This window comes from Stutzerimonas nosocomialis (assembly GCF_005876855.1).
GTDB classification, from domain to species: domain Bacteria; phylum Pseudomonadota; class Gammaproteobacteria; order Pseudomonadales; family Pseudomonadaceae; genus Stutzerimonas; species Stutzerimonas nosocomialis.
This window is the reverse complement of sequence record NZ_QLAE01000034.1, coordinates 1-26,158: the sequence shown is the minus strand read 5'-3', so window position 1 is coordinate 26,158 and position 26,158 is coordinate 1. Positions and strand designations below refer to the sequence as shown.

At 66.8% G+C, this 26,158-nt stretch carries 22 protein-coding genes; 8 read left to right on the top strand and 14 right to left on the bottom strand.

Translation table 11 applies throughout. The annotated features are described in order from the left end of the window. Positions 1–14: 14 nt before the first annotated feature. A complete protein-coding gene (locus tag DN824_RS17990; RefSeq protein ID WP_138409787.1) occupies positions 15–1,730 on the bottom strand; it encodes an AMP-binding protein in 1,716 nt (571 codons plus the stop codon). Positions 1,731–2,045: 315 nt separating this feature from the next. Here DN824_RS17990 and DN824_RS17985 point away from each other — a divergent pair, with 315 nt between their 5' ends. Beyond that, positions 2,046–3,005: a LysR family transcriptional regulator gene (locus DN824_RS17985; protein ID WP_138409786.1), complete on the top strand. Its 960-nt coding sequence runs from the start codon at positions 2,046–2,048 to the stop codon at positions 3,003–3,005. 145 nt (positions 3,006–3,150) lie between these two features. Here the strand turns inward: DN824_RS17985 and DN824_RS17980 are convergent, their stop codons facing one another. Next, a complete protein-coding gene (locus DN824_RS17980) occupies positions 3,151–4,170 on the bottom strand; it encodes an SDR family oxidoreductase (RefSeq protein ID WP_138409785.1) in 1,020 nt (339 codons plus the stop codon). A gap of 403 nt (positions 4,171–4,573) precedes the next feature. Between DN824_RS17980 and DN824_RS17975 the strand changes: the two genes are divergently transcribed. After that, the gene (locus tag DN824_RS17975; protein WP_138409784.1) at positions 4,574–5,605 is read left to right on the top strand and encodes an SDR family NAD(P)-dependent oxidoreductase; all 1,032 of its coding nucleotides are present in this window, start codon (positions 4,574–4,576) and stop codon (positions 5,603–5,605) included. A gap of 13 nt (positions 5,606–5,618) precedes the next feature. Here the strand turns inward: DN824_RS17975 and DN824_RS17970 are convergent, their stop codons facing one another. Further along, the gene (locus tag DN824_RS17970) at positions 5,619–6,020 is read right to left on the bottom strand and encodes a hypothetical protein (protein WP_138409783.1); all 402 of its coding nucleotides are present in this window, start codon (positions 6,018–6,020) and stop codon (positions 5,619–5,621) included. 262 nt (positions 6,021–6,282) lie between these two features. Between DN824_RS17970 and DN824_RS17965 the strand changes: the two genes are divergently transcribed. Then, positions 6,283–6,612, top strand: coding sequence for a four-helix bundle copper-binding protein (locus tag DN824_RS17965; RefSeq protein ID WP_138409782.1), 330 nt, complete (start codon positions 6,283–6,285; stop codon positions 6,610–6,612). A 91-nt stretch (positions 6,613–6,703) separates the two neighbouring features. Here DN824_RS17965 and DN824_RS17960 read toward each other — a convergent pair whose 3' ends face one another. Then, a complete protein-coding gene (locus DN824_RS17960; protein ID WP_138409781.1) occupies positions 6,704–7,255 on the bottom strand; it encodes an ATP-dependent Clp protease proteolytic subunit in 552 nt (183 codons plus the stop codon). Positions 7,256–7,999: 744 nt separating this feature from the next. On the opposite strand from DN824_RS17960, the gene DN824_RS17955 reads away from it, so the two are divergent. After that, positions 8,000–9,196 (top strand): MFS transporter, encoded by a 1,197-nt coding sequence (locus tag DN824_RS17955; RefSeq protein WP_138409780.1) that lies wholly within the window; start codon positions 8,000–8,002, stop codon positions 9,194–9,196. A gap of 10 nt (positions 9,197–9,206) precedes the next feature. On the opposite strand, the gene DN824_RS17950 is transcribed toward DN824_RS17955, so the two are convergent. Then, positions 9,207–9,515, bottom strand: coding sequence for a hypothetical protein (locus DN824_RS17950; protein WP_138409779.1), 309 nt, complete (start codon positions 9,513–9,515; stop codon positions 9,207–9,209). A 207-nt stretch (positions 9,516–9,722) separates the two neighbouring features. Here DN824_RS17950 and DN824_RS17945 point away from each other — a divergent pair, with 207 nt between their 5' ends. Continuing rightward, complete coding sequence (locus DN824_RS17945; protein WP_138409778.1) at positions 9,723–10,655, top strand: DUF808 domain-containing protein; 933 nt, start codon at positions 9,723–9,725, stop codon at positions 10,653–10,655. A 97-nt stretch (positions 10,656–10,752) separates the two neighbouring features. Here DN824_RS17945 and DN824_RS17940 read toward each other — a convergent pair whose 3' ends face one another. The 3 genes from DN824_RS17940 to DN824_RS17930 form a co-directional block, all read right to left on the bottom strand. After that, positions 10,753–11,928 carry an AGE family epimerase/isomerase gene (locus DN824_RS17940; RefSeq protein WP_138409777.1) on the bottom strand — a complete coding sequence of 392 codons (1,176 nt, stop codon included), beginning with the start codon at positions 11,926–11,928 and terminating at the stop codon, positions 10,753–10,755. Positions 11,929–12,133: 205 nt separating this feature from the next. After that, positions 12,134–16,243, bottom strand: a complete 4,110-nt coding sequence (locus tag DN824_RS17935; RefSeq protein ID WP_138409776.1) for a chemotaxis protein CheB — start codon at positions 16,241–16,243, stop codon at positions 12,134–12,136. Positions 16,244–16,286: 43 nt separating this feature from the next. Then, positions 16,287–16,613 (bottom strand): hypothetical protein, encoded by a 327-nt coding sequence (locus DN824_RS17930; protein ID WP_138409775.1) that lies wholly within the window; start codon positions 16,611–16,613, stop codon positions 16,287–16,289. A 170-nt stretch (positions 16,614–16,783) separates the two neighbouring features. Here DN824_RS17930 and DN824_RS17925 point away from each other — a divergent pair, with 170 nt between their 5' ends. Beyond that, positions 16,784–17,386 carry a GNAT family N-acetyltransferase gene (locus DN824_RS17925; RefSeq protein WP_138409774.1) on the top strand — a complete coding sequence of 201 codons (603 nt, stop codon included), beginning with the start codon at positions 16,784–16,786 and terminating at the stop codon, positions 17,384–17,386. Here DN824_RS17925 and DN824_RS17920 read toward each other — a convergent pair. The 6 genes from DN824_RS17920 to DN824_RS17895 all read right to left on the bottom strand — a co-directional run bounded on the left by DN824_RS17920 (position 17,363) and on the right by DN824_RS17895 (position 22,869). Next, the gene (locus DN824_RS17920) at positions 17,363–18,940 is read right to left on the bottom strand and encodes an ABC transporter substrate-binding protein (protein ID WP_138409773.1); all 1,578 of its coding nucleotides are present in this window, start codon (positions 18,938–18,940) and stop codon (positions 17,363–17,365) included. The two genes, DN824_RS17925 and DN824_RS17920, sit on opposite strands and share 24 nt — an antisense overlap. Positions 18,941–19,088: 148 nt before the next feature. Then, positions 19,089–19,514: a GNAT family acetyltransferase gene (locus tag DN824_RS17915; protein ID WP_138409772.1), complete on the bottom strand. Its 426-nt coding sequence runs from the start codon at positions 19,512–19,514 to the stop codon at positions 19,089–19,091. A gap of 31 nt (positions 19,515–19,545) precedes the next feature. Then, positions 19,546–20,622, bottom strand: coding sequence for a molybdenum ABC transporter ATP-binding protein (gene modC / locus DN824_RS17910; protein ID WP_138409771.1), 1,077 nt, complete (start codon positions 20,620–20,622; stop codon positions 19,546–19,548). After that, positions 20,615–21,286, bottom strand: coding sequence for a molybdate ABC transporter permease subunit (gene modB, locus DN824_RS17905; protein ID WP_138409770.1), 672 nt, complete (start codon positions 21,284–21,286; stop codon positions 20,615–20,617). The genes modC and modB overlap by 8 nt, the downstream gene beginning before the upstream one ends. Continuing rightward, positions 21,283–22,044, bottom strand: coding sequence for a molybdate ABC transporter substrate-binding protein (modA, locus tag DN824_RS17900; protein WP_138409769.1), 762 nt, complete (start codon positions 22,042–22,044; stop codon positions 21,283–21,285). The genes modB and modA overlap by 4 nt, the downstream gene beginning before the upstream one ends. Positions 22,045–22,053: 9 nt before the next feature. Next, positions 22,054–22,869, bottom strand: coding sequence for a TOBE domain-containing protein (locus DN824_RS17895; protein ID WP_138409768.1), 816 nt, complete (start codon positions 22,867–22,869; stop codon positions 22,054–22,056). A gap of 478 nt (positions 22,870–23,347) precedes the next feature. Here DN824_RS17895 and DN824_RS17890 point away from each other — a divergent pair, with 478 nt between their 5' ends. Together DN824_RS17890 and DN824_RS17885 are read left to right on the top strand one after the other, a co-directional pair. Further along, positions 23,348–25,519, top strand: coding sequence for a PAS domain-containing sensor histidine kinase (locus DN824_RS17890; RefSeq protein ID WP_138409767.1), 2,172 nt, complete (start codon positions 23,348–23,350; stop codon positions 25,517–25,519). A 2-nt stretch (positions 25,520–25,521) separates the two neighbouring features. Beyond that, positions 25,522–25,890 carry a response regulator gene (locus DN824_RS17885; protein ID WP_138409766.1) on the top strand — a complete coding sequence of 123 codons (369 nt, stop codon included), beginning with the start codon at positions 25,522–25,524 and terminating at the stop codon, positions 25,888–25,890. The last annotated feature ends 268 nt before the right edge of the window (positions 25,891–26,158 follow it).

The following is a 26,158-nucleotide window of genomic DNA, read 5'->3' as shown; positions in this document are numbered from 1 at the left end:
TCGATTCGCGGCGCTCAGCAGGCGACGCCGACCTTGAGCGAGGGGAAGTCCTCTTCGAAGTATTCGTGCGGCTCGCGGGTCTCGCCCTGACGGCGCCGGGCTTCGAGCTGGCGCAGCTCGACCCGGCGGATCTTCCCCGACAGGGTCTTGGGCAGCTCGCTGACGAACTCCAGGCGCCGCACCCGCTTGTAGGGCGCCAGGTGCTCGCGGGCGAAGGCGAGGATGTCGGCCGCCAGCTCAGGGCAGGGCGCATGGCCCTGGGCCAGGATCAGGAAGGCCTTGGGCACGCACAGCCGGACGGGATCGGGGCTGGGCACGATGGCCACCTCCATCACCGCGTCATGCTCGATCAGCGCGCTTTCCAGCTCGAAGGGGCTGATGCGGTAATCGGAGGCCTTGAACACGTCGTCGGCGCGCCCGACGAAGGTGATGTAGCCATCGCTGTCGCGCACCGCAGTGTCGCCGGTGCGGTAGTAGCCGTCGCGCATCACCTCGGCGGTCTTCTCGGGGCTGTCCTCGTAGCGGGTCATCAGCCCGAGCGGGCGCGGATCGATCCGCAGAGCCACTTCGCCCTCGTCGCCCGGCTTGCCGTCGGCGTCGAGCAGTACCACCTCGTAGCCGGGCAGCGGCCGCCCCATGGAGCCCGGCTTGACCGCCTGGCCCGGCGTGTTACCGACCAGCGCGGTGGTTTCCGACTGGCCATAGCCGTCACGCAGGGTCAGGCCCCAGCACGCCTGGATCTGCTCGATGATCTCCGGGTTGAGCGGCTCGCCGGCACCGATCACCTCGCGCAGCTTGAGCCGGCCGCGGTAGGCGGCGAGGTCTTCCTGGATCAGCATGCGCCAGACCGTCGGCGGCGCGCACAGGCTCGTCACGCCGTAACGTTCCAGGGCGGCGAGCAGGCCCGGTGCGCTGAAACGCGCCACGTTATGGATGAACACGCAGGCACCGGCGTTCCAGGGCGCGAAGAAGCAGCTCCAGGCATGCTTGGCCCAGCCCGGCGACGAAATGTTCAGGTGCAGGTCGCCGGGCTGCAGGCCGATCCAGTACAGGGTGGACAGGTGCCCGACCGGGTAGCTCTGGTGGCTGTGCAACACCAGCTTGGGCTTGGACGTGGTACCGGAGGTGAAGTAGAGCAGCAGCGGATCGCTGGCGAGCGTCGGCCCGTCCGGCTCGAACGTCTCGGGCATCTGGTCCGCGACGCGGTAGTCGGCCCAGCCCGCCGTCGCCTGGCCGATGCACAGCCGCGTGTAGTCGCCCTCGAGCGCTTCGAACTTGCCGCAGTGGTCGCTGCCCACCATGACGTGGCGCACCCGGCCGCGTTCGAGCCGGTCGCGCAGGTCTTCGCCGGTCAGCAGGCCGGTGGCCGGGATGACCACGGCGCCTAGCTTGAACGCGGCGAGCATGGTTTCCCATAGCGCCACTTCGTTGCCCAGCATCAGCAGGACCCGGTCGCCGCGATTCACGCCCAGGCTGCGCAGGTGGTTGGCGACCTGATTGGAGCGACGCGACAGCCGATCGAAGCTGTAGACCTCCTCGCTGCCTTGCTCGCAGACGATGCGCAGCGCCGGCGCCTGGTTGTCGCGCGCCATCTCGTCGAAGTAGTCCAGCGCCCAGTTGAACCGGGACAGCTCGGGCCAGCGGAAGCCCTCGACGGCACGGGCATGATCGGTGCGATGGGCGAGCAGGAAGTCACGCGCAGCGACGAAGGAGCGGCTGTTCGGGTTCATCGGTGTTCTCCGTGAGGAGCCTTCCGTGGCGTTCTGGTCGGGGCGGCGAGCGGTCGCGCCCACGCGGCAATCGTGGCGGTAGCGGAACGATCAGACGGGAGGTGTTCGCCCCGAATCAGGGGCACGGAGGTGTGTGGCGGACAGGTGGCGCGGCACCCGGATCGGGGCGCGGGCAGGGCAGTGGTTCATCGTGGCCGTCTCGTTCTTGTTGTTGTGGTGGCAGGCAACACGCCCAACGGCGCATGGCCTTGCCCGGTGGGATCGAGTATAGATGGGGGAACTTCACCTTAAAAATCACAAAAAAACCGAAGCCATATGCAAAAAACTCACATGAGCCCCAACGAGCTGAACTGGGACGACCTCAAGTTCTTCCTCGAAGTGGCGCGCAGCCGCAAGGCCAGCGCCGCCGCCAGGCGCCTGGGCGTGGACTACACCACCGTGTCGCGGCGCATCCGTACCCTGGAGCAGGCGCTCGGCGCACTGCTGTTCGAGAAATCGCGCGGCAGTGGTTTCGTGGTGACGCCCGAAGGACAGCGCCTGCTCGGCTACGCCGAAGTGCTGGAAAGCACCCTGCAGACGGCCTGCGAACAGGTCGCCGGCACCGGTCTGTCGCTGTCGGGCAATGTGCGCATCGGCTCTACCGAGGGCTTCGGCACCTACTTCGTCACGCCGCAGATCTGCGAATTCCAGCGTTTCTACCCGGCGATCACCTTCGACGTGCTGCCGGTGCCGCACTTCGTGAGCCTGTCCAGGCGCGAGGCGGACATCGCCATCGCCCTGGAGCGGCCCGAGCGTGGCCCCTACATCTGCTCGAAGCTGTGCGACTACCGGCTCAAGCTCTACGCCACGCCCGAATACCTGGCCCGCCATGCACCGATCCACGGCGTCGCGGACCTGGCCGGGCACTGTTTCAACACCTACGTCGACGACCTGGCCTTCAGCCCCGAGCTGCTCTACCTGGAGCGGGTGGTGCCCGGTGCGATCAGCACGTTGCGCAGCACCAGCGTCATCGCCCAGTACCAGGCGACACTGCAGGGGCGGGCCTTGGCGATCCTGCCGTGCTTCATGGCGGCGCCCGATTCGAGGCTGGTGGAGGTGCTGCCGGACGAGCTGGCCATCACCCGGCATTTCTGGATGTTCTATCGAGAGGACCTGGCCAGGCTCAAGCGCATCACCCTGGTGGCGCGCTACCTGCGCGCCTGCGCCGAGCAGAATCGAGGCCTTTTGATGGGCGAAACCAATCGCATGACCTTCTGCGAGTCGGCGCCGGACTAGCCTCGCCGGTGGATGTCGCCCGTGACCTGTGTTGGCCTTTTCGCGGTCAAGGCTGGGCGCCCCCGACTGTTCCCACGAGAGCCCTCGATCCGTGGGAGTGGTCTTGACCGCGAGTCTTTCTTCCCCATAAGGCGCGACGAACCGCCTACGGCAGCCCATTACCGCCCGTGGCGGCGAACACCTGCCCGGTCACGTAGCTCGCTTCGGTGGAGGCAAGGGTGACGAACAGCGGCGCGATTTCGGCGGGCTGTCCGGGCCGTTTGTACGGCGTGTCGCCGCCGAAGGTTTCCAGGTTCTCCATGGTCTGCCCGCCGGACACCTGCAGCGGTGTCCAGAACGGGCCGGGCGCCACCACGTTGACGCGGATGCCTTTCTCGATCAGCTGCTTGGCCAGGCTCTTGCTGAAGGTGGTGATGCCGGCCTTGGTCATCGAATAGTCGAGCAGGTTGTCCGGCGCGCTGTAGGTGACCACCGACGAGGTATTGATGATCGCGCCGCCTGCGGGAATGTGCGCAAGGGCGGCCTTGGTGATCCAGAACATCGCATAGAGGTTGGTCTTCACCGTCCAGTCGAATTCTTCGGTGCTGATGTCCAGGATCGAGTCGTAGCTCCGCTGGCGCGCGGCGTTATTGACCAGGATGTCCAGGCCGCCGAGCTCCTTGACCGTGGTTTCGACCATCTGCCGGCAGAACGCCTCGTCGCGAATGTCGCCGGGCACCGCGACGGCCTTGCGACCCTCGGCGCGGATCAGTTCGAGCACCTCCTGGGCGTCGGGCTCCTCGTCGGGCAGGTAACCGATGGCGACGTCCGCCCCCTCGCGCGCATAGGCGATGGCCGCGGCCCGCCCGATACCCGAGTCACCGCCGGTGATCAGCGCCTTGCGCCCGGCCAGGCGGCCGCTGCCGCGATAGCTCTTCTCGCCGTGATCGGGGCGCGGCTCCATCTTGCCCGCCAGGCCCGGCCAGGGTTGCGACTGCTTCTGGAACGGCGGCTGCGGATAGAGCGTCTTCGGGTCCGTCATGGGCGCGGCGGTCGCAGCCCCGGCGGCGCCGGAGCCACCGGCCGCGTTCTGGGCGAACACCGGCGCGGCGGCGGCAGCGGCAACGGTCACGGCGGCGCCTTGCAGCAGCTTGCGGCGGGACGAAGAGATATCGTTCGAACTCATGGACGGGCTCCTGGGTGGAGAGGGTGGAGGCGCGGCTGCGCCTGGAGGCACCTGCGAAACGGTGCAGGCGGTAGACGGGCCCGGCGCTGCCATCGTTCGGCGCGTTCATCCGAATCCCCAGGCCTGCTGCCGGCGCTGCGCGAGGCGATTTCCCCGATCACGAAGCCCTGCCGCGCTCATGTGGGGGCGGTCGGCAATGCTCGTGCTGGAACCAGCAACGCCTTTGTGGAGCCGTCTTGACCGCGAAGGACTTGGCGCCGATTCGCGGCCAAGACGAGGCGTCCCCGTCCGCGCCCACGGGTTCGATACGCGAGGCGCCACGACAGGCGCGCTGCAACCAGCACCGGCCATGGCTGTCGACTCATGGAGGCGCGCTTTGGCGCTCACGACCCAGGAGCACGCGATGACCCGCCCGCACCCCTCGTCCATCGCCCGGATCTGCATGCTGCTCGTCGCTGCGCTGTGGCTGGCCGGCTGCGCCATCTCGCCCCGGCTGAAGCCGGAGGACGCGCCGGCCGTGGCGGGCAAGACCTTCGTCGTCACCGGCGCATCGAGCGGCCTCGGACGGGGCGTGGCGCTCAGGCTCGCGTTGATGCAGGCCAACGTGGTGCTGGCCGCGCGGCGTACCGAGGTGCTCGAGGAGGTGGCCGCAGAGGTTCGCTCCGCCGGCGGCAAGGCGCTGGTGGTGACCACCGATGTCAGCGATGCCGAACAGGTGCAGCGTCTGGCCCGGCAGACACTGGATGCCTTCGGCCGCATCGACGTTTGGATCAACAATGCCGCAGTCGGCGTCCTCGGGCGGTTCGAGGAAATCCCCCTGCGGGACCATGCGCGCGTGGTGGACGTCAACCTCAAGGGCGCCATCTACGGCAGCCATGTGGCGATGCGTCAGTTCCGCCAGCAGGGCTACGGAACGCTGGTGAACGTCGGCTCGGTGGAAAGCGAGGTGCCGCTGGCCTATCACGCGTCCTACGCGGCCACCAAGGGCGGCGTGATGAACCTGGGCGTCGCGCTGGCCGAGGAGATCCGCCTCAGCGGCAGCGATACCATCAGTGTCGCCACCGTGATGCCCTGGGCGATCGACACGCCGTTCTGGGAGCATGCCGCCAACTACACCGGCGGAACGGCGCGAATGGCGTCGATGGACGGCCCCGAGCAGGTGGTCGAGGCGATCGCCTGGGTCTCGGTCCATCCCCGCAAACGCCTGCCGGTGGGCTGGAAGGCGCGGGGCGCGGTGGTTTCCCATTCGCTGATGCCCGGGCTCAGCGAGCGGATTTCAGCGAACATCGCGCACCGCTGGCAGATCGAGAACGCGCCGCCGGCGCCGGCCACCACCGGTGCCCTTTACCAGCCGATGCCCTCGACCAGCGGTGTCGACGGCGGCGCAAGGCAACGGATCGAGCGGGAGGAGGCCGCCCGCAGGCAGGCGCGATAGGGCGGCGTCTGGCTCAGTCGAGCAGCTGGTCGTCGCGCTGCAGCACGTAGATCCGGCTGCCGGCGTCGTCGCTGTAGTCCACGACGAAGTACATGATCACCTGCACGCCGGGGATCGTCGCGACGAAGTCGCCGACCTGGGTGACGAAGGCCTGCTTGCTGCCGGGCGCCGCCTCCGGCTCGATGTAGGCGGTGAAGAACGAAGCGGGATCGGCGTCGCCATAGAATTCGTCGCGTTCCAGGGCATCCCAGTCGGCGGGCGGCTCGAAGACGCCGCGAAACAGGATACGGGCATCGCCCAGATCGGTTTCATCCGCATCGGGGTCGCGTTCGTCGGGGCGGTAGAGGGTGCAATCGAGCGCATCGGGATGTTCGAGGATGGCGCTGCGGGACGGGTGTTGCGCGAGATCGGCCAAGGAAACCTCCCAATGATGGCGGTACCGTCGTGTCTGACGGCGCACGACAGTGTGGGAGAAGTCGCCGCGTGGCAGCAACCGGTTTGCTTGTGGCCGGTTTCACGCCGGCTCATAGAGGCCGTGACGATACCCAGCCGGACGTCAGGCTGGCGACGAAGCGGAGGAAACCCCCGGCGCCGATCGGGTCGTATCTGAGGGCGCCGCGAAAGCCGTGGCCGACCGCTCCGAACGTGCTCGACCGACCCGACACAGGAGAATCCCGATGACGACCGCTCAATACGACAGCTGTATCCAGGCGTGCAGCACCTGCGCCGTGGCGTGCGACACCTGCGCCGCTTCCTGCCTGCGTGAAGATGACGTGAAGATGATGGCCCGCTGCGTCCAGCTGGACATGGACTGCGCCGACATGTGCCGGATGGCGGCTGCGCTGATGGCCCGGCAAAGCGACTTCGCCAAGCAGTTCTGCGCGCTCTGCGCACAGGTCTGCCGTGCCTGCGGCGAGGAATGTGGCAAGCACGACGCCGATCACTGCCGCAAATGCGCCCAGGCATGCCTGGCCTGCGCGCAGGAGTGCGAGCGCATGGCGGCCTGAATCGCCAGCCGAGCCCGGCCGATGCCTCTGCCGGCATCGGCCGGGCCTGCAGCGCGCTCAGCGATCGCCCAGCGTCAGGCTCGGACGACGGTCAGGAATGGACCGCCCAGGAAACGGCGCCCGCCGGCATGTAGGCATCGTCCACCGCGTGGATGAGCCCGGTCGCCAGCGCTTCCTCGGGGTTGAGGATTCGCGGGGCGGCCATCAGGTACTTGGCGATGTCCAGCGACTGCTCGGCACCCTCGGTCCGCTCCTTGACGATGTCGGCGTAGAGCTGCAGGTCGTAGTCGAGGCTCATGGCGTACTCGGACATGCGCGAATGGTCGACCGAGCCATGGATGTTCCAGTGGAACGGGTGAAACAGGAACTTGCTGTGGCGACAGGCCGTTCTCTTGCGTCCGGCCAGGAACAGGATATTGCCCATCGACTCCACCGTGCCCAGGTTGTGGGTATGAACCGGAACGGGAAGCGACATGAGGAAGTTGTAGAGCGAGAATCCGTAACTGCACTCACCGCCCATGGTGGCGATCTTCAGGATGATCTCCGATGCATCCTGCTGAACGGCCTGGGAGCACTTGTCGATAAGTTGCCCGCAGGTTGCGGAGTTGATCGGGCCGGTGAAGTTGACAATATGTGTGGTCATAATTACTACCTGACGATTATGCCGTTGGATATCTGGCTGTGAGCCACGTTTAAACACGTCGGCCTGTCGCTGCGTATCTTGAGCGCGCGATGGATTTCTCCCGATATGGGCGACGAGCGGTGAGCTGCGTGCGGAGGAGCTGCGTGTCGATTGGCGACGAAGGCTCCGTAGAGGCCGTCTCGCTGGGGCCTGCCGCCATGCGCACTGGAATCGGTGCGGTTGCAAATGGGCGGCTGGCCGAAGTCGGTCGGCCTGAAAGGCCGGACCCGGGGTTTAGCTGGCTTGGAGAAGTTTCATGTCTCTTCGCGGCGCCGATTATAGCGAACAGATCTTGTCGATAGTTCCCTCCGATTGCCTGGTGTCCGACGAATGGAAGATATGCCGTTTCGTTCAACGGTCAGCAAAACCACAGTTACCGTAGTTTCAAAAGTGTCTGGAAACAGCGTCATTCCAGTGTTCGCTTCGCTATTACCGTTTCGCTTGGACCTATTGCCGCTTCGTTTAAAAGAGTATCGTTCGGAGTGGCCGCAGACCGATGAGTCAGTTTCCAACCGCCGATTACCGCTCCGCGAGCTGACGCCGAGCCGGGGAGGGAAGTGACCGCTCCCTGCGGCATCGTCTGTCTATCCGTGCGCCGTCCGGTCCGGGTCGACGGACACGGCACCTCGCGGCCGACACCCCGATGCCCTGCGCTCACGGCGGCATAGGGCGCCGGCTCCCGATCACTTTCTGCAAGGCGCTTCGATGAGTTCTGCCAGACCTGCGTCCAACGACACCGCGCTGATCCTCTCGCTCGTGCTCTTCAATTTCATCTCGTTCATTTCCATCGGCATCCCGCTGGCGTCGCTGCCGGGCTACATCCATCACGACCTGGCATTCAGCACCACCGTCGCCGGCGTGGTGATCGGCGTGCAGTACCTCGCGACCCTGATGTGCCGGCCAATGGCCGGGCGCCTGGCCGACGAGCTGGGGGCGAAGAAGACGGTCATCCTGGGCATGGCCGTCAGCCTGGCCAGCGGCCTGCTGCTGACCCTGGCGGTGTGGCTGGATCACTGGCCCCTGGCGAGCCTTGGACTGATGATCGTGAGCCGGTTGCTGTTGGGACTGACCCAGAGCCTGGTCGGTATTTCCGGCATCAGCTGGGGCATCGCCCGGCTCGGGCCGGACAGCGCGGCGCGGATCATTTCCTGGAACGGCGTTGCCGCCTATGGCGGTGTCGGCATCGGCGCGCCGCTGGGCGTGATGCTGACCGACCAGCTCGGTGTCTGGAGCCTCGGCGTGCTGACCATGCTGCTCGCGGTCCTCGGCCTGGGCCTTGCCTGGCGCAGGGAGCCGGCGCCGGTCAGCCGGGGCGAGCGCCTGCCGTTCGGCAAGGTGCTGGGGCGTGTGGCGCCGCATGGCATGGGCCTCGCGCTGGCCACCATCGGCTACGGCGCGATCAGTTCGTTCATCGCCCTGTATTACTCCGCTCGCGGATGGGAAGGCGCGGCCTGGTGCCTGACCGCCTATGCGGCCACCTTCATCGGCACGCGGCTGTTGTTCCCCAATGCCATCAACCGGATCGGCGGATACCCGGTGGCGGTCGCCTGCCTGGTGGTGGAGATCCTAGGTCTGCTGACGCTGTGGGTGGCCAATTCGCCAGCCGTGGCGCTGGCGGGGGCGGCGCTGACCGGTTCCGGCCTGGCGCTGCTGTATCCCGCCATCGGCGTCGGGGTGATCGCCCGTGTCGACAGTGCGAGCCGCAGCTCGGCGCTCAGCGTGTTCGCCATGTTCTTCGACCTGGCGCTGGGCCTGGCCGGCGCGATCATGGGCGTGCTCGCCGCCTGGACCGGGCTGCGCAGCATTTTCATGGGATCGGCGCTGGCCGCGATCGCGGCATTGCTGATCATCGTCGTGCTGATGCGCCAGGAGCAGCGAAGGGCCGGCGGCAGCGACGGCTGACGCGGCCCCGTCAGAGCAGGGTGACTTGCTGCGCCCGGACGACCATCTCTTCCTGGCGAAAACGGCGCTCCAGCGTCGCGCGGTAGCCGGCCCACCAGTCGCGCTCCAGGGTCGAGGCCATGACTTCGTAGATGACCGACTCGTCGTGGACCGGATGCTGGCCCTCTTCGAGCCACACGCCCGACGCCGGCGCCCGGGTGTAGGCGGTAAGGCCTCCAAAACGCTCGACGAGCTCGTCGCGCACGTCGGCGAACAACGCCCTGGGCAGGGCCTGACCGTCATTGTCGTAAAGCGGCAGGAGCAGCTGGATCTGGTACATGGCGGCCTCGATTGCGACGGCTGAGCACATCTGGACCACAAAAGCGCTGGTGCGTCGCCAACGCGCCCTGATCGGGCCAGGCAGGGCGCGACAGCCGTCCATCCCCCGAACCCAGCGGCTCGGGAACGCTCTGCCGGCTGGATGAATCAAGATGTTGCCGGCGCATCCCGCGCCGGCCCCCATTGTTCATCGAACGAGAGATACGCCTTGGCCACCAGCCTGTTAGCCCTGATCGACGATATCGCGACCGTACTGGATGACGTGTCCGTGATGACCAAGGTCGCTGCGAAGAAGACCGCCGGCGTGCTCGGCGACGACCTGGCGCTCAACGCGCACCAGGTCACCGGCGTCAGCGCCGACCGCGAGCTGCCGGTGGTCTGGGCGGTGGCCAAGGGTTCGCTTCGCAACAAGGCGATCCTGGTGCCGGCGGCCTTGCTGATCAGCGCCTTCCTGCCGTGGCTGATCACGCCATTGCTGATGCTCGGCGGTGCGTTTCTCTGCTTCGAGGGCTTCGAGAAACTCGCCCACCGGTTCTTTCCCCACGGCGACGACGGCCACGCCGAGCGGGTCGCCGCGATCACCGATCCCTCGGTCGACCTGGTCGCCCTGGAGAAGCAGAAGATCGGCGGGGCCGTACGGACCGACTTCATTCTCTCCGCGGAGATCATCGCCATCACCCTGGGGACGGTGGCCGGCGCCGCGTTCACCCAGCAGGTAGCGGTGCTCGTCGGTATCGCCCTGATCATGACGGTCGGGGTCTATGGCCTGGTCGCGGGCATCGTCAAGCTCGACGACCTGGGCCTGGCGCTGAGCAAGACCGGCAGCGCGATGCTGCAATCGATCGGCCACGGCATCCTGGCGGCCGCGCCCTGGCTGATGAAAACGCTGTCGGTGGTCGGCACGGCCGCCATGTTCATGGTGGGCGGCGGCATCCTCACCCACGGCGTGCGCACCCTGCATCACCTGATCGAGAGCAGCGCCGACCAGGTCGAGCACCTGCCTTACGTAGGCGCCGTGCTCGGTGGCGTGCTACCGACGCTGCTCGACGCCGCCTTCGGCATTCTCGCCGGCGGCGTCGTGTTCGCCGCGGTGACCCTGGTCAGCCGGCTGCGGCACAAGGGCGACGCCGCGGCGCATTGAGCCCGGGGCGGCCTTCGGTACCGGCGCCTGCGCTTCGAGCAGCCGCTCGCCGATCATGGGATACAACGGCTGGTCCTCGGTCGGGCGTGCGGGCCGCTTAACGGCGGCCCTGGGCGATGACGCCCTGATAACAGGTCGCCAGATGGTAAGGGCTGGTCGAGGGCATGTCGGAGCGGCTCAGGCGGCCCTGGCCGTCCAGGCACTCATGCCAGCCACGGGCATGCAGAAAGCGCTCGGCGAACCGGCCGAGCCGTTCGTTCAGCACCTGCGGCTCGGTACCGCGCAGGGCGAGGGCGCGCAGGTATTCGGCCTGGGCCCAGATGCGCTGGGTGCCGTCGAGCAGGCTGCCGTCCGCGGCGAGCATCGCGCTGACGGCGCCGCTGTTCGCGTCGAGCCCGTGGGCGAGTGCGAACTCGAATGCGCGTTCGAGCGAGGCGTGCAACGCCGTGGCGGCCAGCAATGGAGAGCCGTGCAGCAGGAAGAACCATTCGAACTGGTGGCCGGGTTCGAACCAATTGTCCGCCGCCCCGAGGGGCTTTTCCAGCACCACGCCGGTGGCCGGGTCGACGAAACGGGCCTGCATCGCATTCACCAGCGCGAGCAGGGCGTCGCGGGTGAGGGCGTCGTCGCGCAGCGCCAGGGTGGCGAGAAAGGCCTCGGTCAGGTGCATCAGCGGGTTCTGCAGCGGACCGCTGCCGAGCGGCGACCAGTCTTCACCCAACTGGGCTTCGTACAGGCCCTGGCCGTCGGCGAAGCGCTCGCGCACCAGGATCAGCGCCGCCTGCAGCACGCTATCGGCCTGCGGGTCCTCGACCCTGGCCCGGTAATGGGCGCAGGCGAAGATCACGAACGCGTGGGTGTAGAGGTCCTTGCGCCGGTCCAGCGGAGCACCCTCGGCGTCGATGCTGTAGAACCAGCCGCCATTGTGCGCGTCGTAAAAGTGCCGCTGCAGCGAGGCGAACAGCCGCGCTGCGCGTTCACGCGCCTGGGGCACGTCCGGCTGGTCGATCAGGCTGGCGAACAGGAACAGCTGCCGCGCGCAGGCCATGGCGCGGTAACGCTGCGCGGGCAGGGGGCGCTGCTCGGCGTCCAGCGCTTCGTAGGGCAGCTCCAGCCGGGCGTTCCAGCCGGGGCCGAGCCACAGCGGCACGATGACCCGGTGGAAGTGCCGCAGCAGGGCGTCGAGCGGGGAAGAGGGCGTTGCGTCGGAAGCGGAGCGGGGCAAGTCGGACATCGGCAGGCATCGCGGATTGAGGGTAGCGCATGGTAGCAAGCCGCGGCGCCGCCGGATAACGTGCCTCTGTCCGTCTGCAACTGGGCCTGGCGCCCAACGCTTTCGGTCAACGCGGGAGCGAGCAACGCAGCGCTCAAGGGCACCCACCGGCGATGTCTGTTTGCCCACACGCCCGTAAGCCCACTCGTGGAGCGGTCTCGACCGCGAATAGAGCCCGCACCGCCCTTGAACCCAAACCAAACGCTCAGCCCTCCCGCCCCCCGACCACCGCTTCGGCCGCATCGATCAGGGCATCGAAGGACACCGGCTTGCCCAGGTGGCGGGCGAAGCCCGCGCTGGTGGCGCGCTTGATGTCTTCCTGGCTGGCGAAGCCGGTCAGGGCGATGCCGGGCGGCGGGTCGTCGAGGCGTTTGCGCACCGCCTCTATCAGCTGGTGGCCGTCCATGCCCGGCATGCCGATGTCGGAGATCAGCAGGTCGAACGGTCCATGGGGCAGAAGCTCCAGCGCCTGCTGGCCGCTGTTGGCGGTGAGCACCCAGGCGCCCTCGATCTCCAGCAGCATCTGCAGCGTCTCCAGCACGTCCGGGGAGTCGTCGACCAGCAGGATGCGCACGCCGCCGAGCCGTCCATCCCGATTCTCGTCCGTCCGGGTCGGTTCCTGTTCCGCGGTCTGGGTGAGCAGGGGCAGCCAGACGCTGAAGCGCGAGCCCTTGCCGCCCCCCTCGGACGCCGCTTCGACCCACCCTCCGTGGGCCTCGGTCAATTCCTTGACCAGCGCCAGGCCGATCCCCAGACCCTCCTTGGTACGGGCGGCGGGCCGGCCTTCGGCCTGGTCGAACACGTTGAAGATGTAGGGCAGGTTGGCGGGGTCGATGCCGCAGCCGGTGTCGGTCACGTCGACCCTGACCATGTTCTCCTCGCGCTGCAGCTTCAACCCGATCTGCCCGCCGCGGGGCGTGAATTTCAGCGCATTGCTGATCAGGTTCCAGATGATCTGCTCGACGCGGGTGTGGTCCGCCTCGAGGATGAACGGCTCGGCGCAGGGCTCGTAGTCCAGTTCCAGCTTCGATTCGAGCAGCTCGTTGTGGACGCCGTTGATGATCTCGCCGATGACCTGGTCGAGGTCCACCGGCGTCAGGGTCAGCTTCAGCTTGCCGGTGTGGGCACGGCTCAGTTCGAGCAGGTCGTCGATGATCAGCGCCTGGCTGCGCACGGCCTGGAGGATCGCCTGGCAGGATTTGCTCATCATCGTCGAGCGGCTGATCACCGGCAGCCGCGAGAGCAGCTCGGCGTTGAGCTGAACCAGGTTGAGCGGATGCTTGAGCTCGTGGGAAATCATCGCGAAGAACTGGTCCTTGCGCTGGCTGAGGCTCTGGCTGCGCTCGAGTTCGGTCTCCTGGGCCAGTTCCTGCTGCTTGCGGATGGTCAGGTCGCGGCAGATCTTCACGAAGCCCCGCGGCTCTTCCAGCCCGAGCGGGGTGACGATGCCGCTGCAGTAGAACCGCTCGCCGCCCTTGCGGTAGTGCCAGCGCTCGTCTTCGGCGCGGCCGTCCTGCAGCGCGCGCTCGCGCTCCTGCTGCGCGGCGCCGGCCTCGCGGTCTTCGCGCAGGAACACGACATCGGCGGACTGGCCGAGCATTTCGTCCTGGCTGTAGCCGAAGGTGAGCTCCGCGCCCCGGTTCCAGCTGGTCACGGTGCCCTGCAGGTCCATGGTGATGATCGCGTAATCGCGGGTGCTGTCGGCCACCAGCCGCATCAGCTGCTCCTCCTCGTGCAGCTTGCGCTCGGCCTCGCGACGCGCGGTGATGTCGATGAACGTGAGCACCGCGCCGTCGATGCGGTCCTCGAGGGTGCGGTAGGGCAGCAGGCGTGCGATGAAGCAGCGCCCGTCGTCGCTGCGCACCTCGCGCTCCACCTGGCCGAGCGACTCGAAGACCTGGCCGATGTCGGCCCGCATCTGGGCATAGTCGAGCCTGTGGGACACCTCGAGGACCGGCCGGCCGGTATCGTCGACGGTCAGGTCGAACAGGTCGGTCGCGCGCGGGGTGAACCATTTGAGGCGCATCGCGCGGTCGATGAACAGCGTGGCGACCCCGGACGAGGCGATCAGGTTGCGCAGGTCGTCGTTGATCTTGGCGCTCTGTTCGATTTCAGCGCGCAGGTCCTGGTTGGCCAGCTGCAGTTCTTCGTTGAGCAGCTGCAGCTCCTCGCGCCTGGCTTCGAGTTCTTCGGTGGCCGAACGCAACTCCTCGTTGATGGCCTGCAGCTCCTCGTTGGACGCCATGAGCTCCTCGGACGAGAGGAAAGCGCCCTCGGTGCTGCTCTGCAGCTGCTCACGCGTGCCCCGCAACTCGCGCTCCAGCTGTGCGACGAAGTCTTCGTCGAAGGTGCGCTTGCCTTCGCTGCCAAGCCTTGCCGCCGTGGTGTCGTCGGCAGCGGTCGCCTGGAACAGGATCACGGCCAGCGTCCGGCCGCTCTGCTGGAACGGCCGGACCAGAAGCGCCAACTCCACCGGCCCCTCGTCGAGGGTGACGGCCAGGGTCTGGCTGACGCTGGCGTCCGTCTCGAACGCCTTGAGCAGGGCGCTGCGCAGGCCGTCGCGCAGGGACGGGTGAATGGCGCTGAGCAGCTCGCGGGAGGGCTCGCCCGCGACGGGCCGCAGATAGCGCCCGGCATCGCCGGACATCCGCAGGATCTGGCTGTCGCGGCTGACGATCAGGCTCGGCGGCGCGAAGCGCTCGACCAGCCAGCGCTGGATCTCGGCGTAGCCCGACGCCTCGTCCTGCGCCGATGACGGAGCCGCATCGACAAGACGCGACGCCGGGCTGTAACGCTTCGCGCGTGGGGCCGCTACGGCCTGGTAGATGCGGTTCTTCTTGTCGACCACCCTGAAGAGTTCGGGGCAGGCGTCGGCCGATTCGGCGCTGCCCAGGAACAGGAAACCGCCGGGAAGCAGGGCGAAGTGGAACATCTGCAGCACGACGCGCTGGATGTTCCAGTCCAGGTAGATCAGCAGGTTTCGGCAGACGATCAGGTGCTGATGGGAAAAGGGCGGGTCGCGCAACAGGTTGTGCTGGGTGAACAGCACCTTTTCGCGAATCTCGTTGCGGACCTGGTAGTACTCGCCCGCCTGGGTGAAATACTGGTGAAGCCGGCCCAGCGTGACGTCCGCCGCGATCGCCTCGGGATACAGGCCCCGGCGCGCGCGGGCGATGGCGGCGGCGTCGATGTCGCTGGCGAACACCCGCGGGCGCACCCGGCCGCTTCGGACCGCTGCCTGCTCGCAGAGCAGCATCGCCAGGGAATAGGCTTCCTCGCCGGTGGAGCAGGCCGCCGACCACACCCGGATCGTGTCGCAGGAAGCATCGGCGAACAGCTGCGGGATGATGTCGCGCTCCAGCGCTTCGAAAGCTTCCCGGTCCCTGAAGAAATCGGTCACGCCGATCAGCAGGTCACTCAGCAGCAGCGGGGCCTCGTCGGGCGTTTGCAGCAGGTAGTCGAGGTAGGCGTGCAGGTTCGGCCTGGCCACCACCTGCATGCGGCGCCCGATGCGCCGCAGCACGGTGGCGCGCTTGTAGGGACGAAAATCGTGGCCGGTACGCTGCTTCAGCTCCGAGATGATCCTGTGGAGCGCCTGCAGGTCCGTTTCGTCGTCATCGCGGCCCGGCCCGGGCTTGGCGTCGACCGGTTCGTCCGCCGACAGGGGCAGCTGGATGGCGTGCGCATTGGTCCAGAGGTCGAGCAGCTTCTGCGGCATGTCCTCCACCGGCAACACCAGGTCGACCTTGCCGGTGTCGATGGCGCAGCGGGGCATGAATGCGTACTCGGCATCCTGCGGCTGCTGCGCCAGGGTCACGCCGCCCTGTTCCTTGATCCGGGCCAGGCCGACCGAGCCGTCGCTGCCGGCGCCCGAAAGAACGATGCCGAAGGCCCGGTTCCGATGCGCGTCGGCCAGGGTCCGGAAGAAGGTATCGATCTGTGCGCGTTGCCCGGCGCCCGGCGGGAGGTCGCTGAGGCACAGGTGGTTATCGGAGAGGACGAGGTCCTTGCCCGGCGGGATGACGTAGACCCGCCCGGCCTCCAGCCGCGTGGGGCCGACGACCTGGCTCACCGGCATTGGCGTGGCACGCTGCAGCACGCTCGCGGCGTGACTTTCGTGATCGGGCGACAGGTGTATCACCACCACGAACGCCATCCCGCTGTCGGCGGGCACCTGCGCCAGGAACCGCGCGACCGCCTGCAGGCCGCCCGCCGAAGCGCCGATCCCCACCACCGGAAAATTCAGCGTACTGCGGGCGACCGCCTGCGGGTCGCCCGGGGCCGAAGCCACCTTTTGCTGTGCGTGCTCTTTCATCTGTACTCACACATCCCGGGCGTTTGGCTACTTCTTTGAGGCGTCATGGCCGATCGACGCTGTCCGCCGCCCCCGCTGACCGCCGAGCGTCCGGCATGACGCCGCTATGTGCCGGATCGAGGATCCACTGCAGCTGATGGAGCAGTTCCTCGCAGTTCTCACCGCGCTGCAGCCAGTCGTTGTAGGCGCGCTGCAGCGCTTCGAGGGCCTGTTGTGCCGCGTACGCCGCCTTGTCCTCCGAATCGGTCGGTTGCCAGGCCTCGAACAGGGCCGTCAAGTCACGCTGGGCCTGCTCAGGCCCGCCACCTTCGGCCCAGCGCGAGGCAATGCCTCGGGCCTGTTCCAGCGCAATGAAGGCGGGACGGGTCATCGCAGGCTCTCTCCATGCAGATTTCGGATAATCATCGGACTGTGCCGCGCATGACAGATTCGCGGCCACTGGTCGGCCGGCCAGTGGCCGCCAGCGGATACGAACCCTGTCTGTGGCCAGGAGGCGGGGTGTGCTATTGAAGAGGGCCGAATCCGCCTCCATGGACCGCGATGCTCCCGACACTGACCACTTCCAGGCTCTGCCTGAGGCCGTTCACCCTGGCCGATGCCCCGGCGCTGCAACGGTTGGCCAACGACCCACGGATCGGCGACACCACCGCGACGCTGCCGCATCCCTATGGGCTGCACCACGCCGAATCCTGGATCGCGATACACGAGGACCTCTACGCCTCGGGCCGGGCGATGCCGCTGGCGATCACCCGCGAAGGAGAACTGCTGGGCACCATGGGTTTTGCCACGCTGTCATGGACGCATCAGCGCGCGGCGCTGGCCTACTGGATCGGCACGGCGCACTGGGGCCGCGGCTATGCCACCGAAGCGGCGGCCGCGCTGGTCGCCTACGGCTTCGCAGACCTGAAACTGCAACGGATCTGGGCCGAGTGCTTCAAGCGTAACCTCGCCTCGGCGCGGGTGCTGGAAAAGCTGGGGATGCGCTACGAAGGCTGCCTGCGCGGCGAGTTCAAGAAGCACGGCGTGTTCGAGGACATGCTGCGCTACGGGCTGCTGGCCGATGAGTGGAACCGAGCGCAGGTGTCGACCGACAGGCCGCGCCCGGGATGTGAGACGGGTTCAGCGGCCCATCGAGACCTGTGAGAAGTCGACCCGCCCGAAGGGACTGACGCGATAACCCTGCACCTCGGCCCGCAGCAGCGCGCTGGCGGTGGGGTGTGCCAGCGGCACCCAGAGAGCCTGTTCCTGGATGATCCGCTGCGCCTGACGGTAGAGCTCGCTGCGCCTGGCCTGGTCGCCGGTCGCCTTGCCGTCGCGGATCAGGTCGTCGAGTCGCTGGTCGCAAAAGCGCGCGAAGTTCAGCCCGGACGCCTTCGACGCACAGGCGAATTGCGGGGTGAGAAAGTTGTCCGGGTCGCCGTTGTCGCCAGCCCAGCCCATGAACAGCAGGTCGTGTTCACCGGCCTTCGCGCGGCGGATCAGCTCGCCCCATTCGACCACCTGGATCTCGGCCTGGATGCCGACCTTGGCGAGGTCGGCCTGCAGCAGCTGCGCGCCGAGGCTGGGGTTGGGGTTGAGCACGCTGCCGCTCGGCCGTGTCCAGATGCGCGTCTTGAAGCCTTCGGCAAGGCCGGCCTCGGCGAGCAGCGCCCGGGCTTTTTCCGGATCGTGCGGGTAGCCGGGCAGCTCTTGCGCGTAGCTCCAGGTGTTGGGCGGATAGGGACCGTTGGCCTCCGTCGCGCTGCCTTCGAACACCGCCTTGAGGTAGCTGGCCTTGTCGAATGCCAGGTTGATCGCCTGGCGCACCTTGGGCTGGTCCAGCGGCGGATGGTCGCTGTTGAGGGCGACGAAGGCGGTCATGAACGCAGGCGTCTGTTCCACCTTGAGGTTGCTGTCCTGCTGCGCGGCCTGCACGTCCTGCGGCTTGGGCGAGAGCGCGACCTGGCATTCGCCACGGCGCAGCTTCTGCAGCCGCACGTTGGCGTCGGGGGTGATGGCGTAGATCAGCGCATCGACCTTGGGCGCGCCGGCGAAATACTCGGCGTTGGCCGTGTAGCGCACCACCGCATCACGCTGGAAGCGGCGCAGCACGAAGGGGCCGGTGCCGATCGGCTCGCTGTTGAGCTTCTCCGGCGTGCCGGCACTCATCAGCTGCCCGGCGTATTCGGCCGAATAGATCGAGGCGAAGCCCATGCTCAGGGTCGCGAGGAAGGTCGCGTCCGGCTTCGTGAGGGTCACGGTCACCGTCTGCGGGTCGCTGGCCTCGACGCTCCGGATCAGCTCCGGCCACTGCATCGACTGCGCGTGGGGATAGCCGCTGGCCGCGGTGCCATGCCAGGGGTGGTCGGCATCGAGCATGCGACGGAAGCTGAACACCACGTCCTCGGCCTGGAGCGGCCGGCTGGGGGTGAAATAGTCGGTGCGATGGAACTGCACGTCGTCGCGCAGCGTGAAGCGATAGGTCAGCCCATCCGCGGAGACCTCCCAGCGCCGGGCCAGGCTGGGCAACAGCTCGCCGCGCTCGGCATCGAACTCCACCAGGCGATTCATCAGCACGTCGGCCGACGCGTTGGTGGTGGTCAGCGCGTTGTACTGCACCACGTCGAACCCATCCGGGCTGGCTTCGGTACAGACCGCAAGGCTCGCGGCCTGGGCGCAGAAGGGGGCAAACAGGAGGGCGAGGGCGGCTAGACGCATGGGCATGGGACTCGTGGGTTGGCGGGAAGCCCGCCGGTCAGGGGCGGGGCGCAAGGACGGGCTTCAACCCTAAACCAGCGGCCCCTGCATCTCAAATGCACGGACAGCGACGACGGCGCGGCGGTTCGTACGCGGGGCAGGACTGCGGTCAGTCGGGCAGGTCCGGAATCAGGCGTTTGCCGAGGCTGAACACGTCATCGGTTCCATAGCCCAGCGAACGGTAGAACGCCAGCGTCCGCTCGTTGGACGTGCGTACCAGCAGGTTGAGCTTGGGGCAGCCCAGGGCGAACAGGCGCTGCTCGACCGCCTCCAGCATCTGCCGGCCGTGGCCTTGCGCCTGATACGCCGGCGCCACGGCCAGGTAATGGACCGAACCCCGGTGGCCGTCGTAGCCGGCCATGGCGCTGGCCATCAGCTCGCCGGCGACCTCGCCGACCAGGAACAACTCCGGTTGCTGGGTGAGCTTGCGGGCGATGTCCTTGTGCGGGTCGTTCCAGGGACGCGTCAGGCCGCAGTCCTCCCAGAGTTGCACGACCGCGTCTTCGTCGGCGGGGTGGTAGGGGCGAATGTTCATGGCGTCTTCCAATGGCCGGGGGCTGCGCGGCTCAACGTACCAGCGCGGCGGATTTGATCTGCGCATACACGTCGAGGCCAGGCCTCAACTCTAGCTGGTCGGCGGACCGGCGTGTAATGCGCGCGAGGATCGAGGTGCCGCCCAGATCCAGCCGCACCAGCAGACGGCTCGGGTCGCGGTCGGGGATCAGGCCCTGGATGCGCGCCGGCAGGCTGTTGAGGATGCTGCTCCGGTGCGGTGGCGCCAGGGCGAGGCTGACGTCCCGCGCCAGTATGCGCAGGCGGGTCCGGGTGCCGAGGGGCAGGTCCGACAGCGCGACGCTGAGCGTGCCGCCGGGCACGTTCAGGGTGCTCAGGTGGTAGTGGGGATCGTGTTCGGCAAGGGTCGCGGTCAGCACCGCGGCGGCCTCGTCGAGCTGGGCGAGGGGAAGATCGGGGTCGGTCAGCAGTGCGTTCAACGACCCGCTGGCACGCACCCGTCCGGCCTCGAGCAGGACCAGGTGATCGGCGAGCCGGGTGACCTCATCGGGCGAATGGGTGACGTAGACCACCGGGATGGAGAGCTCGGTGTGCAGGCGCTCCAGGTAAGGCAGGATCTCCGCCTTGCTGTCCAGATCCAGGCTCGCCAGGGGTTCGTCCATCAGCAGCAGCCTGGGGCTGGTCAACAGGGCCCGGGCGATGGCGACCCGCTGTCGCTGTCCGCCGGAAAGCTGGTTGGCGCGCCGAGGCAGCAAGGACTCCAGGCCGAGGAGGGCGGTCGCCTCGTCGAGGTCGATATGGCGCTCGGCACGCGGGACGCGACGGTAGCCGAAGGTCAGGTTGTCGCGAACGTCCAGGTGGCCGAACAGGCTGGCTTCCTGGAATACGTAGCCGAGCGGACGGCGATGGGTGGGCAGGCAGTAGCGGCCGTCGAGCCAGCGTTCGCCGCGAAAGCTGAGCTCGCCCTGGGCCGGATCGAGGCCGGCGATGGCACGCAGCAGGGTGGTCTTGCCGCAGCCGGAGCGGCCGAACAGCACGCTGATCCCGGTGGCGGGCAGCTGCAGGCGGACATCGAGCCGAAAGGTGTCCCGCTGCACCTGCAGCCGCGCGTCGATTCCCACTTCAGACATGGACGGCCTCCCGCCGCAAACGGCCCAGTATCACCAGCACCACGAAGCTGAACACCACCAGGCACGCCGACAGTATGTGGGCGTTGTCGTACTGCATCGCCTCGACATGGTCGTAGATCTGCACCGAGACGACGCGGGTGCGGTCCGGGATGTTGCCGCCGATCATCAGCACCACGCCGAACTCGCCGACGGTATGGGCGAAGCCCATCACCGCCGCGCTGATGAAGCCGGGGCGCGCCAGGGGCAGCACGACATGCCGGAAGCTGTCCCACGGCGAGGCGCGCAGCGTCGCGGCGACCTCCAGCGGGCGCGGCCCGATGGCGGCGAAGGCGTTGTGCAGCGGCTGCACCACGAACGGCAGGGAATAGACCATCGAGGCGATGACCAGCCCGGCGAAGGTGAAGGGCAGCAGGCCGATGCCGGTGGCCTCGGTCAGGCGGCCGACCGGCCCTTGCGGCCCCATCAGCAGCAGCAGGTAAAACCCCATGACCGTCGGCGGCAGGATCAGCGGCATTGCGACCAGCGCGGACACCGCGCTCTTGAAGCGCGAGCGGGTACGTGCCAGCCACCAGGCCAGCGGGGTCCCGAGCAGCAGCAACAACACGGTAACCAGCGTCGCGAGCTTGAGCGTGAGCCAGATCGCGCCCCAATCCTCCGGGCTCATGGTTCGACGCCATACCCGTAACGAGCCATCAGCGTCCTGGCCTGCTCGGTGTGCATGAAGTCGAGCAACGCGCGGGCCGCCGGATTGTCACGCCCGCGCTCGAGCACGACGGCGTCCTGGCGAATCGGCGTATAGCGCTCGGCGGGCACGATCCAGGCCGATCCGCGGCTTATCTCGCCATCCAGGTAGACCTGGGACAGGGCGACGAAACCGACCTCGGCGTTGCCCGTGGCCACGAACTGATAGGCCTGGGTGATGTTTTCGCCCTGGACGAGCTTGCCCTTGAGTTCAGCCTCCAGCCCCATGCCGCGCAGCACTTCCAGGGCGGCGGCGCCGTAGGGCGCTGCGCTCGGGCTGGCGATGGACAGATGGCGGAAATCGGCGCGTTCGAGCAGCGCCTCGCCATCGCTCACATAGCCCTCGCGGGCCGACCAGAGCACCAGTTGCCCGAGCGCGTAGGTGAACTGGGTATCGCCCAGGGCCTTGCCTTCCTCGACCAGCCGCGTCGGTGTGGCGCTATCGGCGCTGAACAGCACCTCGAAGGGCGCGCCATTGCTGATCTGTGCGTAGAACTTGCCGGTCGAGCCATAGGCGAGGCGCGCCCGGTGACCGGTGGCGGCCTCGAACACCTCGGCCAGCTCGCGCATCGGCGCGCTGAAGTTGGCGGCAACGGCGACCTGCACTTCATCGGCGCTGGCTAGTGCGGGAAACAGAACGCAAAGGACTGGAAAGAGGAGGCGGGAGAAGAAGGTAGGCATAGGTCTCGCTCAGTCGACGGCAATGATGATGTGGGACGCCTTTATCAAGGCGGTGCAGGGCTGGCCGACCTGGATACCCAGCTCGTCCACACTCTGGTTGGTGATCACCGCAACCAGCGTGCGATGCTCGGACAACTGCAGTTTCACTTCGCTGTTGATCGCGCCCGGGGTGATGGAAAGCACCACGCCGTGCAGGCGGTTCTGGGTGCTGATCCGCACCTCGGGGTCCGGCGACAGCAGCACGAAACTCGACTTGATGAGGGCGATCGCCGGCGTGCCGGGGGCGAGCTGCAGCGCCTCGATGCTGTCGCGTGTGATGTTGGCGACCAGCGCCAGCCCGCCACCCAGATCCAGCGTGACGCTGCCATTCACCGAGCCCGGCCGGATCTCGGCGACACGTCCCCTGAACTGATTGCGCGCGCTGGTTTTCATCGCAATGGCCCTGAGCAGGTTATCGGCCTCTTCGTGGCGCTCGGCACCGGCGGCCAGCTGCGCCAGGAAGCGCTCGTACTCGGCCTGCATGCGGCGCCAGGTATGCACCATCTGCCGGCCGAAATCGGTCAGACGCGTTCCGCCACCGCCGGAACCGCCTGCTTCCCTGACGACCAGCGGGCGCTCCGACAGGTTGTTCATCGCCTCGACGGCATCCCAGGCGCCCTTGTAGCTGAGCTGGACGGCCTTGGCCGCCTGGCTGATGGAGCCGGTTCGCTCGATCTGTTCCAGCAGCTCGACCCGCTTGCCGCCCAGGTAGGCCTTGTCGTTGCGGTTGAACCAGAGATGCCCGTCGATGCGAAGCGCGCTTTCGGATGGCTTGTCGCCAGTCATGTCGATCCCGGTAGATAAAAGTGAACTGAGATGAACGTTATATATCTGACTATATAGCGATAGGTCCACGTTTTGGAATGCGCTGCGCTGCCGCAGGCTTCGCATGGCACGAGCCTTCAGCGCAACGATCCGCGAACCCCGACGTTTCGTCGCAGCAGCCGTGCGGTAAGACGTCGGACAGGGTCAACTTGTTGTCGACAACCCGATACCACACGTGCTTCCCTGCGCCCGACCACCCAATACACAGCCATGACGCCAAACCGTAACGGTAATCGGGACGGGCGCACGCCGGTGCGTGACGCTACGATGTGCAATCTTCCGGTCTGCATCGAGCCGTTGGCTGACGTCACCAGTCCAATGAAATACCTACTTGCCAAAGCGGGCGCCGACATGGAGGCCCGGGGAAGATCTCCGGATGTTTTCCTTCAGCAACCTGACAGGTATGTCGTTTTAGCCAGGGGCGAAGAGGAATAAGTGAATGCCTGAAACAGAAGACTCCCAGGGACCGCTGAGCGAATACGACAGCCTGGTTTCCCTGAATGCGCGCGCGCTCGATGCCATTCCTGCGGCTGTATATCTCTGCGATCGCGACGGCTGGCTGGTCAGCTACAACGCCGAAGCCGCGCGCCTGTGGGGAAGGGCACCCGTATCCGGCAAGAACGGCGACCGCTTCTGCGGCTCGCATCGGCTTTTTTCAGCGGACGGTACGCCGCTCGATCGCGAAACCGACTATCCGACAGCCACGGCGCTCAGGACGGGAATCTCGCCCAGCAAGGCCGACGTGATCATGCGGCGTCCGGATGGCAGCGAATTCGCGGCCCTGGTCAGCACGAGGGTTCTCAAGGACGAGCAGGGAATCGCCCAGGGCGTGATGGCCAGCTTCCAGGACGTCTCTTCGTATCGCGCTGCGGCGCAGGAGCTCCGGCAAAAAAGCGCCGACCTCGAGGATTTCTTCGAAAACAGCGCGGTAGGCCTTCATATCGTCAATGCCGAAGGGCTGATTCTGCGCGCGAACAAGGCCGAACTGGCCTTTCTGGGATACAGCCCCGAGGAATACATCGGTCGCCATATCGCAGAGTTTCACGTGGATGCGCCCGTTATCGAGGACATCATCAGCAAGCTTTCCAACGGAGAAAGGCTGGAGGGTTACCCGGCACGGCTGCGGGCCAAGGACGGCGCCATCAAGCATGTCGCCATCACCTCCAACGGTCGGTTCGAGGACGGCAGGTTCTACAACACGCGCTGTTTCACGGTCGACGTGACCGACCTCCACACGGCGAAGGCCGCACGGCGGGAGAGCGACGAGAGGCTCTCGGCGACATACGAGGCGGCCACGGTGGGGATCGCCGAGAGCGATGCGGAAGGACGGTTGCTGCGTGTGAACGACGCCCTCTGCAACATGCTCGGCAGAACCCGCGAACAGCTACTGGCGATGACGTTTTCGGACTACACGCACCCGGACGACATCGAGGCGGACGCCGCCTTGTATGGGCGTCAGGTGGCCGGTGAACTCGACAGCTATGTGCTTCGAAAACGCGCCCTCAAAGCGGATGGCGAGGTCGTTTATCTCGACATCAACAGCTCGTCGGTAAGGTCGGCTTCAGGCGCGTTTCGCTACGGCGTGCGCGTCATTCAGGACGTCACGACGGCGCAGCGAATGGAAACCAGAATCCGCGAGAGTGAACGGCACCTGCGAGACCTTCTCGAGGCATTGCCCGCGGCGGTTTACACAACCGATGCAGAGGGCCGCATTACATTCTTCAACCAGGCGGCCGTCGAACTCTCGGGCCGGACACCCCGATTGGGGGACATGTGGTGCGTCTCCTGGCGGCTCTACAACACCGACGAAACGCCGCTGCCACACGATCAGTGCCCCATGGCGATCGCATTGAAGGAAAACCGCCCGATACGGGGTGCCGAGGCCATTGCAGAGCGGCCCGATGGCACCCGCGTGCCCTTTGTGCCTTATCCGACGCCCCTGCACGACGCCGATGGCGCGTTGATCGGCGCGATCAACATGCTGATGGACATCACCGAACGAAAGCAGGCGGAAAACCGGCAGAAGGTACTGATCGACGAACTCAATCATCGGGTCAAGAACACGCTCGCCACAGTCCAATCGCTGGCCAGCCAGACGGCCCGAAATGCGGAGTCCGCACAGGACGGGTACAAGCGCTTCGAAGCGAGGCTGCTGGCCTTGTCCCGGGCGCACGATCTTCTGACCAAGCGCCATTGGGGCGACACGCCGCTGGATTCCCTCGCACGCGAGGTGCTCGTGCCGGTGCTGGGGCATGCCCCCGATCGTCTCGTGATCGAAGGAGCCTTCATCGAAGTCAGCTCAAGAGTAGCGCTCAACCTCACGATGACCCTCAACGAACTGGCCGTCAACGCGCTGAAATACGGGGCGATGTCAGCCGAAACGGGCACCGTTTCCGTCAGCTGGAGCGTGCAGTCCCAAGCGGATGGCGCACGGCTCAGCCTGGAATGGCGCGAGCAGGGAGGGCCGCGGGTGAATCGTCCCGAACGACGTGGCCTCGGTTTTCGCCTGATCGAGCGATGCATCGAGCGCGACCTGGGCGGAAAACTCGACATCACCTTCGATCCCGAGGGCGTCATCTGCCGTCTTTCGATGCTCATCGGAACGGATTGACCATGACCGAATTCGTCGGGGTCAGGGTGCTCGTCGTCGAAGACGAAGGCGCGATCGCCATGTTGATCGAGGACCTGTTGGAAGAGCTCGGATGCACCGTCGTAGCCTCGGTCGCGCGTCTCGGTGCGGCGTGCGAGGCAGCCAGGTCGGCGGAGATCGACCTGGCGATGCTGGACGTGAACCTGGCCGGCCAGCTGGTTTTTCCCGTCGCCGAAATCCTTCGCGACCGCGACATTCCATTTCTCTTCAGTACCGGCTACGGCGCCAGCGGGATACCAAGCGAGTTCGACGGATGCCAGGTCTTGCGCAAGCCGTTTTCGGACAGTGACCTGCGGGACAAGATCGCGCTCGCCGTAAAGCCGCGACGGTAACCCGGTAGTCGCTGCGAAATCCGTATCGCAAGCGTGCAGGAGCGACGCCTGAAAGGCTGGACTCGGCAAAATCCAGCAGGCTCGCCAGAACGCGCCAACGTTGTAGCTGGAGCGCGGAGTGCGGAATCGGCGTCAGATCATCCAGCAGCGTCAACGGTTCGTCGAAGAACAAAGCCATGGAGCTTGGGCAGACCGATGCTGTTAAGGATTGAATCCTGGGAAGCGGCAGGCCAGCCGCCCCCGGCGAATCCATAGTGCTTCGCATAAT